Annotated in this window: 13 protein-coding genes; 7 read left to right on the forward strand and 6 right to left on the reverse strand. The window is 49.5% G+C overall.

Features of this window, described 5'->3' with window-relative positions:
• The gene (locus ACTHS4_RS06100) at positions 1-564 is read left to right on the forward strand and encodes a hypothetical protein (RefSeq protein WP_070825800.1); all 564 of its coding nucleotides are present in this window, start codon (positions 1-3) and stop codon (positions 562-564) included.
• Positions 565-604: 40 nt separating this feature from the next.
• Here ACTHS4_RS06100 and ACTHS4_RS06105 read toward each other — a convergent pair whose 3' ends face one another.
• Positions 605-3,556 (reverse strand): DUF3418 domain-containing protein, encoded by a 2,952-nt coding sequence (locus ACTHS4_RS06105; protein WP_440365604.1) that lies wholly within the window; start codon positions 3,554-3,556, stop codon positions 605-607.
• 64 nt (positions 3,557-3,620) lie between these two features.
• On the reverse strand, positions 3,621-5,198 hold the full coding sequence (locus tag ACTHS4_RS06110; RefSeq protein WP_440365627.1) for a phosphoethanolamine transferase: 1,578 nt from the start codon (positions 5,196-5,198) through the stop codon (positions 3,621-3,623).
• Between the two features lie 461 nt (positions 5,199-5,659).
• Between ACTHS4_RS06110 and ACTHS4_RS06115 the strand changes: the two genes are divergently transcribed.
• A complete protein-coding gene (locus ACTHS4_RS06115) occupies positions 5,660-5,812 on the forward strand; it encodes a hypothetical protein (RefSeq protein WP_003754616.1) in 153 nt (50 codons plus the stop codon).
• A 70-nt stretch (positions 5,813-5,882) separates the two neighbouring features.
• The gene (locus tag ACTHS4_RS06120) at positions 5,883-6,569 is read left to right on the forward strand and encodes a helix-turn-helix domain-containing protein (protein ID WP_295863275.1); all 687 of its coding nucleotides are present in this window, start codon (positions 5,883-5,885) and stop codon (positions 6,567-6,569) included.
• A 362-nt stretch (positions 6,570-6,931) separates the two neighbouring features.
• Here the strand turns inward: ACTHS4_RS06120 and hrpA are convergent, their stop codons facing one another.
• The 4 genes from hrpA to ACTHS4_RS06140 form a co-directional block, all read right to left on the reverse strand.
• Complete coding sequence (gene hrpA, locus ACTHS4_RS06125) at positions 6,932-8,326, reverse strand: ATP-dependent RNA helicase HrpA (protein WP_440365605.1); 1,395 nt, start codon at positions 8,324-8,326, stop codon at positions 6,932-6,934.
• Positions 8,327-8,434: 108 nt separating this feature from the next.
• Positions 8,435-8,821, reverse strand: a complete 387-nt coding sequence (rsfS, locus tag ACTHS4_RS06130) for a ribosome silencing factor (RefSeq protein WP_049322451.1) — start codon at positions 8,819-8,821, stop codon at positions 8,435-8,437.
• Between the two features lie 58 nt (positions 8,822-8,879).
• The gene (gene nadD / locus ACTHS4_RS06135; RefSeq protein ID WP_440365606.1) at positions 8,880-9,485 is read right to left on the reverse strand and encodes a nicotinate-nucleotide adenylyltransferase; all 606 of its coding nucleotides are present in this window, start codon (positions 9,483-9,485) and stop codon (positions 8,880-8,882) included.
• Positions 9,486-9,503: 18 nt separating this feature from the next.
• Positions 9,504-10,088 (reverse strand): beta-class carbonic anhydrase, encoded by a 585-nt coding sequence (locus ACTHS4_RS06140; RefSeq protein WP_440365607.1) that lies wholly within the window; start codon positions 10,086-10,088, stop codon positions 9,504-9,506.
• A gap of 120 nt (positions 10,089-10,208) precedes the next feature.
• Here ACTHS4_RS06140 and ACTHS4_RS06145 point away from each other — a divergent pair, with 120 nt between their 5' ends.
• The 4 genes from ACTHS4_RS06145 to ACTHS4_RS06160 all read left to right on the forward strand — a co-directional run bounded on the left by ACTHS4_RS06145 (position 10,209) and on the right by ACTHS4_RS06160 (position 13,213).
• Positions 10,209-11,099: an NUDIX domain-containing protein gene (locus ACTHS4_RS06145; protein WP_440365608.1), complete on the forward strand. Its 891-nt coding sequence runs from the start codon at positions 10,209-10,211 to the stop codon at positions 11,097-11,099.
• 15 nt (positions 11,100-11,114) lie between these two features.
• The gene (locus ACTHS4_RS06150; RefSeq protein ID WP_440365609.1) at positions 11,115-12,071 is read left to right on the forward strand and encodes an ABC transporter ATP-binding protein; all 957 of its coding nucleotides are present in this window, start codon (positions 11,115-11,117) and stop codon (positions 12,069-12,071) included.
• Positions 12,072-12,184: 113 nt separating this feature from the next.
• Entirely contained in the window at positions 12,185-12,424 is a 240-nt protein-coding gene (locus ACTHS4_RS06155; RefSeq protein WP_315038647.1) for a hypothetical protein, read from the forward strand.
• Between the two features lie 12 nt (positions 12,425-12,436).
• Complete coding sequence (locus ACTHS4_RS06160) at positions 12,437-13,213, forward strand: hypothetical protein (protein WP_315038648.1); 777 nt, start codon at positions 12,437-12,439, stop codon at positions 13,211-13,213.
• Positions 13,214-13,221: the final 8 nt, after the last annotated feature.

A 13,221-nucleotide genomic window follows, 5' to 3' on the forward strand; every position in this document is an offset into this window, starting at 1 on the left:
ATGCAGTATATTTTTTTAGTTGAAGGAGAAACGGAAGAAAAACTTGTTAATAGTTTGTTTGTTGGGCAAATTAAAAAGGTCAATTTATGGAGTTTATCTCATAAGAAAATAGGTACAATAATTCGACAAATTCCTCAAAATAATACAAAAGTGATTATTATATGCGACACTGATCAGACAGTTTGTCATGAAAATTTCATTAAAAATTTTCATGTAATTAAAGGGCATGTAGGAAAGAATAATATTTTTTTACTTCCACAAACACAAAATTTTGAACATGAAATGCTCTTTTGTTTAAACACAAAGCGCAAAGATTTGCAGGAAATGTTTAACAAAGCTTCAGGTGAGCAGCAATTAAAAAAACATTTCATTGAGGAAAAAAGATTGCTCGAAAAGCTGGAGAGTCAAGGATTCAATTTATCAAAACTTTGGTCTAGAGAATTATGTTCTGTATTGTCTGAATTAAAAGACTTTAGAAAAGAATTAAGAAACTGTTGCCGTCTACGTCCTGAAATTTCAGAAAAAAAATTTCCTAATTTGTATTCAACATTTAGAAATTCTTAAAAATGGACACCGTTTGTAAAGTTTCAAACGGTGTCTATGGTTATCTTAACCCCTCCCACTCCTTCATCAACCTCTTCACCGACACCGGATACGGTGTCTTCAATTCCTGTGCAAACAGCGACACTCTCAATTCTTCAATCATCCATTTAAACGCGGCAAGGTCGTCTGAAACGGGTAGTCCTTGTTTTACTAAGCCGTCGGTTTTTTCCTGCCACATTTGTTCCAGCTCTTGAATATCGGCTTCGCGGGCTGCGTCGCGGGCGGGGTTGCCGCTGTATTTTTCAAGGCGCAGGGTCATGGCTTTGAGGTAGATGGGGAGGCGCGGCCATTGTGCCCATGGGGTATGGCTGGCGAAGCCGGGTGCAAGCAGGGTTTGCAGGCGTTGGCGTATGAGGTGGGTGAGCGGGTGTTTGCCGAGTTTGCCGTTCAGTTCGGCGTAGGCGGCAGCGGTTTCCTGTAAGTAGCGGCTGAGGGCTTCTTTGACGGCGGGCAGGCGGCTGCGGGCGCGTTTGATTTGTTCTTTGAAGGCTTTTTCGTTGCGCGGCAGCTCGTCTTCGCCGATAAAGGCGCGGTCGCAGACGGCCTGTGTGAGGTCGTCGCGCAGGGTGTCGGCGTTGATGTGTTTGAGCAGCATGGCGGCTTGGGTGAAGCCTTGGATGCCTTTGTTCAAATCTTTTACCTGCTCTTTTAATTGCAGTTTCATCAATTCGATTACGCCTTGACGGTGTGCCTGTTCGGCGGCTTCTGTGGTGTCAAACAGGCGCAGGGCGATGCGGCCGTCTTTTTCTTTTTGCAGGCCGAGGTAGCCGGTGAGCTGTTGTTTGCCGCGGGCGAACTTGATGGATTCGGGCAGGGTGCCGATGTCCCATGCGGTAACGTTGTCACGCTCGAATTCTTGGGTGTTGTCGCGGAAGGTAACGGCGGCGGCTTGGCCGAGTTGTTGTTGCAATTCGTGTAGTTTGCGGCCGCCGGCAAGCTCTTGTCCGCCGTCGTCGATAATGCGCAGATTCAGATAGCAGTGTTCGGGCAATTCTTGCGCCGCCCATGCGTCTTGGTCGATTTGCTCGAGAATCCGCATATCGCCGGCACTTTTGGCAATAAAGTGCGCCAACTGGGGAATGATGGCTGCTTGGCGGTCAGGATTGCTTTCGAGAAATTTGGTGATGAAATCAGGGACGGGCACGCAAATGCGGCGGATTTGCTTCGGCAGTGCTTTAATCAGCAGCTGGATTTTTTCACGCAACATACCGGGCACCAGCCATTCAAGCGACGGCGCGTGCAGGCGGTTGAGGACGGTCAGCGGCACGGTCATGGTCACGCCGTCGAGCGGATGGTGCGGCTCGAAGCGGTAGGAAAGTTTGAACTTGCCGTCTGCGGTTTGCCAGAATTTGGGGAATTGCTCTTCGGTAATGTGCGCGGCGGCGTGTTGCATCAGATCGTCACGACTGAGGAACAGCAGGCGCGGATTGTCGCGTTCGGCGGTTTTGAGCCAGGCTTCAAAGGTGCGGATATCGGCAAGGGGCAAAGGTTTCAGACGGCCTTTTTGGGATACGGGCTGCTTTTGGGGTTTGGGGTCGTCTGAAACATTTTGTCGGTTGTGTACACTCAGTTCACGCTCACGGTTGTTCTCATCTTTGGAATCTGCGTGCGCGGTTTGCACCACACGCCCTGCGTTGCGCTGGTTTGCTTGTCCGTTTTGTCCGACTGTCTTGTCCGACTGGGTTTGTCCGCCCTCTTCGCTTCCCCAAACGCCGCCTTTCGCATCTTTCCACACCAGCTCGGGCAGGCGTTCGTTATAAAACGCAAACAGAGCTTCGTCATCGACCAATACGTCTTGCTTGCGCGATTTGTGTTCGAGTTCGGTAATTTCTTTAATCAGCTTTTTATTGTGGACAAAAAAGGCCGTCTGAAGATTGCTTTCCTGCGCCACCAATGCGCCGCGGATAAAGATTTCGCGCGCTTCTTCGGGCGCAACTTTGCCGTAAGACACGGGGCGGCGCGGCAATACGGTCAGGCCGTAAAGCGTCACGCGTTCGCTGGCGACGACTTCGCCGCGTTTTTGCTCCCAGTGCGGCTCGAAATAGTGGTAGCGGACAAGGTGCGGCGCTTCCTGCTCGACCCATTCGGGCTGGATAACGGCGACATCGCGCGCGTAAAGGCGCGTTGTCTCAACCAATTCTGCCGCCATCACCCATTTGGGTTTGGCTTTGAACAGGGCTGAGGCGGGGAAAAGGTGGAAGCGGCTGCCGCGCGCGCCGGTGTAGTCGTTGCCGTCGGACGATTTTATGCCGACGTTGGCGATAAGGCCGGTCAGCAGGGCGCGGTGGATTTGTTCGTAGCCGGCTTCTTTGGCGGCGCGGATTTGGGCGCGGCGTTGCTTTTTATCCAGTTGTTTTTGTTTGAGTTTGGCCGCCAAATCTTGGTCGCCTTGGCTTTCAGACGGCCTTAATTGTTCTTGGGAAGGAGGTTGTCTAAACGCAGCTTCTTTGGTGGTCAAACCCATTTCAATCGCGGTTTGGGCAAGCTGGTGGTGCAGCTCGCGCCATTCGCGCATACGCAGGTGCGACAGGAAATATTGGCGGCACCATTGCACCAGCTGCTTGTTGGACAAACCTTTATCGCGCTCGCGCTGGAAGCTGTCCCAAATGTTCAGGTAGGCAAGGAAGTCAGATTGTTTGTCGGTAAAACGCTCGTGCGCCTTGGCCGCGGCATCGCGCGCTTCCAACGGCCGCTCGCGCGGGTCTTGAATCGACAGCGCGGACGCGATTACCAATATTTCCGCCATGCAGTCGTGCTTCTTCGCCGCCAGCAAAATGCGCGCGATTTTCGGGTCGATGGGCAGGCGCGCCATTTGTTCGCCGAGCTTGGTCAGGCGGTAGCGCGTGTTGGCACCGATATGGCCCGAACTGTTTTGCAGGCCGTCTGAAACATTGGCTGGGTTGGATCGGACATCCGTGCCTGATCCGCGTACTTGGTTTTTCATATTTTGCATAGTCTTGTCGGTCGGGCATCTTCCCCGACATCATCTAAATTTGTCTTTATTGGTTTCACGCCGCTTATTGCGGATAAACATATTCCGCCTTGCCGTCGCGAATGTTCAAGCTGCCTGCATCGCCTGTAATCAGGTTGCCCGTTACCGAGCCTTCGCTACAACCTGAAACCTTCATATCGTAGCCCAGCGTGTGAATCAGAAACGTTGAAAGCTGCTGATGGAAGGCAATCTCGCAAGGCGCAAAAGCTTGGTTGGCAGCCTGTTGCACGGCCTTATCCGGGCTGTACAACACCAGCGGCACGAGATAGCTGTCGGGCTGCACCGTGCCTTGATTGTAGGTATCTTGGCGCACATACTGGCCATGATCGGAGGTATAGGCAAACAGCCAGTTGCCGTCAGGCTGCTTTTGCAGCTGCTCGAATACGGTTTGAATCATTTTGTCGGTTTTATGGATGGTGTTGTCGTACTTATCCACAATATTGGCTTCGCCGAATACTTTATCTTGAGGCTGCAACAATGCGCCGTATGGGACGTGCGAACCGCGTTGGTGCAACACAATAAAATGCTTGCCCTGCTGCAAGTTGATTTTGTCGAACAGCGGCAGCAGCTTCTCATCGGGCATATTGTCGCCGTTGCCGTAGCCAAGCTGCGTCGGCTGAATCAGATGGTCTATCCATTTCTTACCGATTAAGTTCAAAATCGCCATCTCGTTTTCAGCCTGCGCGCTGTAAAAATACGTTTCGTAACCCTGCTCTTTGGCAAGGCGGAACATATTGGTATCGCCGCTGCTGATTTGTTCGTAGCCGTTGGCATGCGGTATCGCATTGAAAAAGCTGGGCAGGGACACAGCCGTCATCAAAGCGGCAGAATAGCTTTGTTTCACAATCGGCTTAAAGTCGGCTTGCGAAAGCTGGGTTAAAAACGGCGAAGTCTCGCGCCCATAACCAAACAGTTTCAGATGCGCCGCGCTTTCGCTTTCGCCCATAATCAGGATAATATTTTGAACACTGCCCTGCCCGATTTTGCTTGGCGCTGGCTGTTTGAACACAGGAATCTTGCTTAAATCAAACAACTGATACGGCAACACGCGCCCGATAAAATAGCCAAAGCTGAAATAATTGGCTTTAATGCGGCTGTATGTCGGTTTGGGAGAAATACCGTGTTCCTGTGTCGTACCGAATGAGCGTCCAAAAATCAGCAACATCGCCACAATAAACAAAATATCGGCAGCAAAATGCGTCTTACGGCGGAACTTGGCAAGGCTGCAAAACAACACGACTTCCGCCACGCCCCACAACGCAGGCAACCACAACTTATCCAACATCGACGCGCCCGCACTGCCGACTTCGGTAACCTCTTTCAGCATCAGCCAATAATTAATGCCCGTCATCCAACTTTGATAAACCGCGTAATGCACATTGTTGGCAATAATACTGAGCGCGAAAAACACCGCAATCAACAAACGCGTCACCTTATAACGCGCAAACAGATACAGCGCTGCAATTACAAATGTCAGCGCAAACGTTTCTGCCATTTTTGCCGCCGGGAGGGTTTCAATCCCGAATACAAAGCGATAGGCAATTTCGCTGGCAGTAAGTAAAGATGAATAGATAAAGAGAACGAAAAGGGATTTTTTCATAATGGGAAATTTCACAATAAAAGTTGCAGGCCGGGTTTAGGGATTCGGCAACGGTATTCTTCAGCAGCTATCTGTTTACAGATTGTTTCTCAAAAAACGAGAAGTAAATCTTAAATCCATAGAATGTCTATCTTTAAACCATTAAATATCAATGAATTACAAAGTATCATAAAATATCAAAATTTATCAAATTTTTATCAATGGAACTTTTGCTACGAATTTTTTATGATGCTACCTATCGTCATGGGGGTAATCATGAAAAAATTTAGCACCAATTCAAAAATCAATTCTTTTATTCATTCACTACTAAATAGGGGGGTGGAAAATACAAAATAGGAAAAAGCACAATATTTTGGTAGCACCAAATAACCGTAGAATTGCAATCCCATCAACACCGAGCGATTGCAAAGCAATTCACAGTTTCACCAAGCAGATTAAATATCTTTTTCAGGAGTAGAACTAAAATGAGTAATAAACAAGCCAATCATCAATCAAACATGAGCAATGCTAATAAAGGCACGTCAGGAACAAATAAAACGTATTCACAAAATCAGGGAAATCGTGGCTGGCAAATGAATCCACAAAATCCTGCGAATAGCGGTAAAGGCAAAAAATAGCCTTTGCCTTGCCTATTAATGGCGATATTATACTTGGTATCGCCATTTTAATTGGCATATTGGGGGTATTATGGAAAACAAACAAACCAAAAAGACAGAAACACAATCTGAAAAGACAAAGAAAAAACCATTTAAGCAGACGAGAGAACTCGTCAGGTTGGCATTGAATAATGGTTGGACGCAAACTGAAATTGCTAAAACTTGCCGAACACAACAATCAGTTGTGAGTGCATGGAGCAAGGGCGAAAAATTGGCAACAGAGCAGCAGCTCAAACCTTTATTGGATTTATTCGGATACAAGTTACGCAGGAACACATTCAAACTGTATTGGCGCAAAAATGCAGAGACATCTAAAATTGAATTTATTAAAGTAGAAGGAAAAATAATTTTTAGTCTTCTTATTGGTAAAAAAGATGGCTATAATAAATTTGTACCAAAATATAAATTTATCATTCATTATCAAGGGAATGAACAATTTTATGTAATCTTAAAAGAGAAAATTTATGACGATTATGATAAAAGTTTAGAAGCAGCGACATGGCAAACTATTTTAAATCAATCAATAGGAATTAGCGAGTTACTTCGATTTTTTGATAAATTAAGCAGTAAAGATATTGAAAATATAGATGAGTTTTGGTTGTACTTTTGTCATAAATTCCCTGAATATACTCAATCTTTACCTTTTCTCATTCGGCAAGCCTTGTTAAATCATGGATTCTCTGTAAACGATATTATTGAATATCAGGCTTCATGGTAAAATACCTTAAACCCCCAAGGCAGGAAAGCAGCCTTAAATAAAATGCTATCCATTGGGCAATATTAAGCCTGACGATTTATCATCATGATTATTGATTAAGCCCTATGAAATGCCTGTTTGCATTCATAGCGCAAAGGTAAATCAAAATCTCGGCTTACAACTGTTGCTGTGAATACAGCTAGGAGAAAGGGAAACCGAATACCTGAAATACCGTTGTAAGAATTAGGGTCAGGGGTGGGTCAAAAACCAAGCCGTCAGTCAGCTGACCGCTTGGTTTTCTACATTTAAGTCACCTGAACTTTACTCAATCTAATCAAAAAGTGCAGGTCTCTTGCATATTTTCGGGTAGCCTGACCCTCAACCTACTTCTCCTCCACCGCCCCCAACTCCAGCAACACCTGAAAACCGTCATTGATATACCGTGAATCGGGCATTTCTAAAAACGGGAATGCTGCTACGTCGCCCAGTTTCAACGCTGCCATGCGCAGGATGACGGCGGCGAGGTTGCTGCGGACGATTTCTGGGTCGGTAAATTCGGGGCGGCTGTTGAAATCTTCTTCTGAAAACAGTCGGATACACACGCCTGCGGAGACGCGGCCGCAGCGGCCGGAGCGTTGGCGGGCGGCGGCTTGGGAGATTTTTTCGACATGAAGCTGCTCCACTTTTGCCCGCGCGGAATAGCGTTTGACGCGCGCGAGACCGGTGTCGATGACGTATTTGATGCCCGGCACGGTGAGCGAGGTTTCGGCGACGTTGGTTGCCAGTACGATGCGGCGTTTTGCGCCTGTGGGGTGGAAGATTTTGTGCTGTTCGGCGTGCGACAGGCGTGCGAATAGGGGCAGGATTTCGTCGTTGCGGCGCAGCGTGGATTTGCGTAGGGCTTCTGCGGCTTCGCGGATTTCGCGTTCGCCCGGCAGGAACACCAAAATATCGCCTTCGCCATAGCGTGCCAATTCGTCGGCTGCATCGACAATCGCGTCGGTCAGCTCGACTTCTGCATCGTCTTCATCTTTGCTGGTCAGCGGTCGATAGAGGATTTCAACAGGATACGTCCGTCCGCTTACTTCCAGCACAGGCGCGCCGTTGAAGTGTTGGGAAAAGCGTTCTGCGTCTATCGTTGCCGAGGTGATGATGACTTTCAAATCGGGGCGGCGCGGCAGCAGTTGTTTCAAATAGCCCAAGAGGAAGTCGATGTTTAGGCTGCGTTCGTGCGCTTCGTCAATGATAATCGTGTCGTAGGCGGCGAGATAACGGTCAGTCTGGGTTTCTGCCAACAAGATGCCGTCGGTCATCAGCTTGACGCAGGCATCGCGCGAGGTGTGGTCGGTAAAGCGCACTTTATAGCCGACCGCGCTGCCGATTTCGGATTTCAGCTCTTCGGCAATACGCTCTGCCACGGAACGCGCGGCCAAACGGCGCGGCTGGGTGTGCCCGATTAGCCCCACTGCCCCGCGTCCGAGTTCCAAACAAATCTTGGGCAACTGCGTGGTTTTGCCCGAACCGGTTTCGCCGCAGATAATCGTAACCTGATTTTCGGCAATGGCTTTTTTAATTTCATCGAGCTTCTCGTGAACGGGCAGCGTGTTGTCGAATTCGGGCTTGGGCAGTTTGGACAGGCGTTGCAGATAGAGGTCGTGCGATTTTTTGTATTTTTCCTCAACCTTGGCCAAGCCGCCGTATTTATTGGGGTTTTTAAAGGCAGATCGCAGAAAATGGCGGTCTTTGGAGAGGGTTTGGGCGAAATCGGGTTGCGGCATGATGGTGCAATAAATTAAATAATGTGAAAAGAATGGAATTATAGCAAAAGGCCGTCTGAAACTTGCTTGCTTTCAAGTTTCAGACGGCCTTTGTATGGGTAAACCGTTTTAGTCGGCGGCGTGCCAAGGTTTTTGCATACCGGCGTGGAAACTCGGTTTTTCTCCGCCCCACAAGGTGTCGATGTCGTAGAAGTCGCGCACGGCAGGGAGCATGACGTGGACAACGAGGTCGCCTGCGTCGACAAGCGTCCATTCGCCGGTGTCGCCTTCGGTGCTGAGGATTTCAAAACCGGCTTCTTTCAAATCGACGGCAACGTTGTTTGCCAGTGCTTTGACTTGGCGTGTGCTGTCGCCGCTGGCAATAATCATACGGGCGAACAGGGAGGTTTTGTCTTGGGTTTCCAAAACAGAGATGTCTTTGGCTTTAATGTCTTCGAGGGCGTTTACGGCCACTTCGACCATTTTTTGCAGGTCTTGCAATTCTTGTTCGTTCATTGTTTTCCTAGTTGAAATGTTTTCAGACGGCATTATAGCTTATCTGCCTGAATAAACGCTATTTTTCATAGAGTTTGTGTTGGCGGATGTATTGGGCGACTGGTTGTGGCAGGCCGTCTGAATGGTGCGTTTTGGCGAGATTGGCGCGGATTTGGGTGGAGCTGGTGTTGTGCAGCGGCGCGTTGAGGATGCGGACACTGCCGTTTTGCAGGGCTTCGCCGAGCCATGCGTGCAATTCACGCGGGGTTTTGTTGAGGTTGTCGCCCTGTCGCATGGCGATGGCGATATGGGTCTGGCGCACGAGGGTTTGCCATTTTTTCCATGTGTGCAGCTGCATCAGGCTGTCACTGCCCATCAGCCACCACAGTTGCGCGCCGGGAAATTGCTGGCGGAAGATTTGGACGGTGTCAAACGTATAGGTCGCACCATCGCGGACGATGTCGCAGTCGCTGGTAGCGAATTTCGGCTCGTCGGCGATGGCGAGTTCGACCATATTGAGGCGCTCTTGTGCCGGCGTGCGCGTGCTGTCTTTGTGGTACGGATCCCCTGCCGGCAGGAAGACGACGAGATCCAAACCAATTTCGTCGGCGAAGGCGCGGGCGATGTGGAGGTGGCCGTTGTGGATGGGGTCAAACGTGCCGCCGAATAATCCGATGTTTTTCATTTCGTGGTGGGGTCTGCGTTAGATGTTTTGGCCGTCTGAAACAGGCAGGCTGCCGTCAACAATCAGGTTGAGCTTGCCTGTGGTCGGGTGGATGACCAGGCCGTGGATGGCGATGTTGTCGGGCATCAGCGGATGTTTGCGAATCAGCTCGACGGTATGGCGCACGCTGTCTTCGACGTTGTCAAAACCGGTCAGCCAGCCGTCCAAATCAATACCGGCATTGCGCAGGGTTTCGATGCGGTCGTCGGGGATATTGCTGTCGTGTACGCGTTGGAGGAACTCTTCGGCGTGCAATCCGCGCATACCGCAGTCGTGGTGGGCAATGACCATGATTTCTTTGACTTTGAGTTCAAATACGGCCACCAACAAACTGCGCATCACCGAACCCCAAGGGTGGGTCACCAGCGCGCCGGCGTTTTTGATGAGCTTGGCGTCACCGTTTTTCAAGCCTAACGCATTGGGCAGCAATTCGATAATGCGTGCGTCCATGCAGGAGAGGATGGCCAGCTCGCGGCCGGGGTATTTGTTGGTAAAGTATTTTTCGTATTCGCCCGTTTCGACGAAATGTTGGTTATAGGCGAGGATTTCGCTCAATTCGCTCATGATGTGCTCGTTTCGGATGGTTTACTCTATTATAGCGGTTTTCGGGTAGTGCGGTTGTTTTGCAAATTCGCCGTAAACGGCTAAAATCGACGTATCTTTAGTTCTTTTGGAGGATGCGCCGTGTCTCAGTCTTTCCGTTTTGAACAGGTATTCGCGTCCGATGTCCACGACGCATTGTGGGATTGGGCGCAAACCAGCTATGGCGCATCCGACGATTGGTGCATTCTGTATCTCAACGGCCTGCCTTTAGGCCGTCTGAACCCGTTATGGCGCGAACGCCTCGGGCAAGATTGGACAGGCAGGCAGTCGACCCTTTCAGACGGCCTGAACTTGAAAACCGACGGCTGGGCAGAAATGGGCGACAGTTTGCAAACGCTGGCGCGACAATGGCGCGAGTGTGGTTGGCTCAAAGGTTGGCGCGGTGAAAAGTTCGACATCTGCGACCAGTCGGGCAAGCCTTTATGCGCACTCGAACGCGCCGCCTTCCGTCCGTTCGGCCTGATGAGTCAGGCAGTGCATTTGAACGGATTGGTCGAAACAGAAGACAGTCTGCGCTTTTGGATAGGCCGCCGCAGTCCGCACAAAGCCGTTGATCCGAACAAACTCGACAACCTGACCGGCGGCGGTATCAGCAGCGGCGAGAGACCGTCTGAAGCCGTCTGCCGCGAAGGCGAAGAAGAAGCTGGTATTCCCGCTTCTCTGACACCCCATATCCGACCGACTGCCCAAATATATAGTTTGCGCCCCGTTAATCGCGGTGTCCACAACGAAATCCTGTATATTTTCGACATCGTCCTGCCCGAAGGCTTCCAACCCGCCAACCAAGACGGCGAAGTCGCCGGTTTTGAACTGATGGACATCCCCACCCTGCTCGATGCCATGTTGGGCGGGCACATGATGCACGATGCCCAGCTGGTCACGATCGAAGCCTGCCGGCGATACGGCCTGATCGACCCCAAACATCCGCTGTCCGCATGGCTCGACAGCATCCGTTGCCGACCCCATTTTTAAAGGCCGTCTGAAACCATGTTGCAACTCAAAAACATCAACAAACGCTTCGGCAGCAAAACCGTTGCCCAAGACATCAACCTAAACGTCGAAGCAGGCGAAATCCTCGCCGTACTCGGCCGCTCCGGCTGCGGTAAATCCACCCTGCTCAAAACCATCGTCGGCCTGGTGCGTCCCGACAGCGGCGAAGTCTGGCTCAACGGCGACAACATCACCGATATGCCGTCTGAAAAGCGCAATATCTCGCTGATGTTTCAAGACTACGCCCTTTTGCCGCATTTAACCGCCCTCGACAACGTCGGCTTCGGCCTCAAAATGCGCCGTCTGCCCCAAGCCGAAATCGAAGAACAATCCATGCAGGCCTTGCGCGACATCGGCTTGGAACACGAAGCGCAACGCAAACCCGAAAGCCTCTCCGGCGGTGAACAGCAACGCCTCGCCCTCGCACGCGCCCTCATCACGCGCCCGTCGCTGTTGCTCTTGGACGAAGCCTTCTCCAGCCTCGACACCCACCTGCGTCACCACCTGCGCACCCTGACCGCCGAACGCATCCGCAGTCAAAACATCCCCGCCATCCTCGTGACCCACTCCGCCGAAGAAGCCTGCACCATGGCCGACACCATCGCCATCATGCACGAAGGCCGCATCCTCCAACACGGCACGCCGGAAACCCTTATCCGCCGCCCCGTCAACGCCCAAGCCGCCCTGCTGCTCGGTTTGGCCAACACTAACGACACACGCTACATCCCCCAACACGCCATCCGATTCGACCCGGACGGCACGTCCATCCGCATCAGCGAAGCCGTCCCCCTCGCCGAAGGCATACGCCTCACCCTCACCCATCCGCAATACGGCGATTTAATTTGGTATCCCCACGCCGACCACGATACGGACAAACCGCAAACCGGACAGGAAATCCGCATCAGCGTGGATGAAAGTCAGATTGTTTGGTTTGACTCAAATTGTTTGGTTTGATTGTAAATTACTGTTGAAAATACTTTCAAAAAGCAGTTATATTCTTCTTGAAGTTTTCTATAAGGTTTGATATATATTGCAACTTCATCTATACATTTTTTAGGAAAATTGGAATGAGTGTTCTAAAAACAGCCTTCGGCTTGGTTAAACAGGTTGTTAACCCTAAAAATTATACAGCTCTTGATGATGCTAAAAATCGTACTACAATGCCGGACACATTGACTCTAGATGCCAGTGGGCGAGTAAAGGTAGATTACCGTAATGAAAAAGTACGCCGTAGAGTGCGTACAGTGTTTTCTGATTTACAAAAATTCCAACCGATAGATTCTTCTACCACCCGGCATACTAGATAGGAATGGGAAATAATGGCTGTTCTATTTACTATGTTGGTGTTAGTGATTGGCTATCACTATGCTCGTAATCTCCCCTCAGAAAAAGTAAATTTAAAACGAAGCGCAGGCTGGGAGACCTATGTCTATTTGGGGTTTCATGGCCTGCGTTTTCTTATTTTAGCGCTTTTTAGCTCAATTATCTTATGGGTATTAGCTTTCATTGTTTTGAGCACCATTGACTGTATTTTCAATTCTTCAATACAAATTTATCTACAAAGACAAATAACACGTATACTTTTTGATGATATTCAGGTCTATCACGTCCTTATTGCAGCGTTTTCATGGGCTATTTGCCAAAGTGAAATCCAAGATAAAACCAAAAAACGCAATACGCTGATTATTGAAAATATCAAAAATTACGACGGACTACTTCGTCTAGTTATTGAGGCAGCAGCCAAGCAAAAGCCTATACGTTTATCCTTAAAATCCCGAAAGATATATGTCGGGCTAGTTATGGAAGAACAGTTTGAATCAGGTGATTTGGATTATGTACTGATTGTTCCCTTGGTCAGTGGATATCGTGATAAGGATACGCTGGATATTTTCTTTGATTGTAGCTACTTGAGTGTTTATGAAAAACATGAGTTACTCTCTGGAGATGAAGAACTAAGCGAGGAGAAACTATTGAAACTCGATGATTTTCGATTGGCAATTAAGGCCAGCGAAATCGAAAGTGTAGCGTTTTTTGAATTTAGCGTGCTTAACGAATTTGAAAGATACAAAAAGCCTCCTGAAGTGCTAGAGAAATAATTTATAAA

This window comes from Neisseria sp. P0014.S009 (assembly GCF_051958155.1).
GTDB lineage: Bacteria > Pseudomonadota > Gammaproteobacteria > Burkholderiales > Neisseriaceae > Neisseria > Neisseria flavescens_C.

Coding starts and splice junctions, on each gene's coding strand:
- ACTHS4_RS06100 (WP_070825800.1), top strand. CDS start 1: ATGCAGTATATTTTTTTAGTTGAAGGAGAAACGGAAGAAAAACTTGTT.
- ACTHS4_RS06105 (WP_440365604.1), bottom strand. CDS start 3,556: ATGCAAAATATGAAAAACCAAGTACGCGGATCAGGCACGGATGTCCGA.
- ACTHS4_RS06115 (WP_003754616.1), top strand. CDS start 5,660: ATGAGTAATAAACAAGCCAATCATCAATCAAACATGAGCAATGCTAAT.
- ACTHS4_RS06120 (WP_295863275.1), top strand. CDS start 5,883: ATGGAAAACAAACAAACCAAAAAGACAGAAACACAATCTGAAAAGACA.
- hrpA (WP_440365605.1), bottom strand. CDS start 8,326: ATGCCGCAACCCGATTTCGCCCAAACCCTCTCCAAAGACCGCCATTTT.
- rsfS (WP_049322451.1), bottom strand. CDS start 8,821: ATGAACGAACAAGAATTGCAAGACCTGCAAAAAATGGTCGAAGTGGCC.
- nadD (WP_440365606.1), bottom strand. CDS start 9,485: ATGAAAAACATCGGATTATTCGGCGGCACGTTTGACCCCATCCACAAC.
- ACTHS4_RS06140 (WP_440365607.1), bottom strand. CDS start 10,088: ATGAGCGAATTGAGCGAAATCCTCGCCTATAACCAACATTTCGTCGAA.
- ACTHS4_RS06150 (WP_440365609.1), top strand. CDS start 11,115: ATGTTGCAACTCAAAAACATCAACAAACGCTTCGGCAGCAAAACCGTT.
- ACTHS4_RS06155 (WP_315038647.1), top strand. CDS start 12,185: ATGAGTGTTCTAAAAACAGCCTTCGGCTTGGTTAAACAGGTTGTTAAC.
- ACTHS4_RS06160 (WP_315038648.1), top strand. CDS start 12,437: ATGGCTGTTCTATTTACTATGTTGGTGTTAGTGATTGGCTATCACTAT.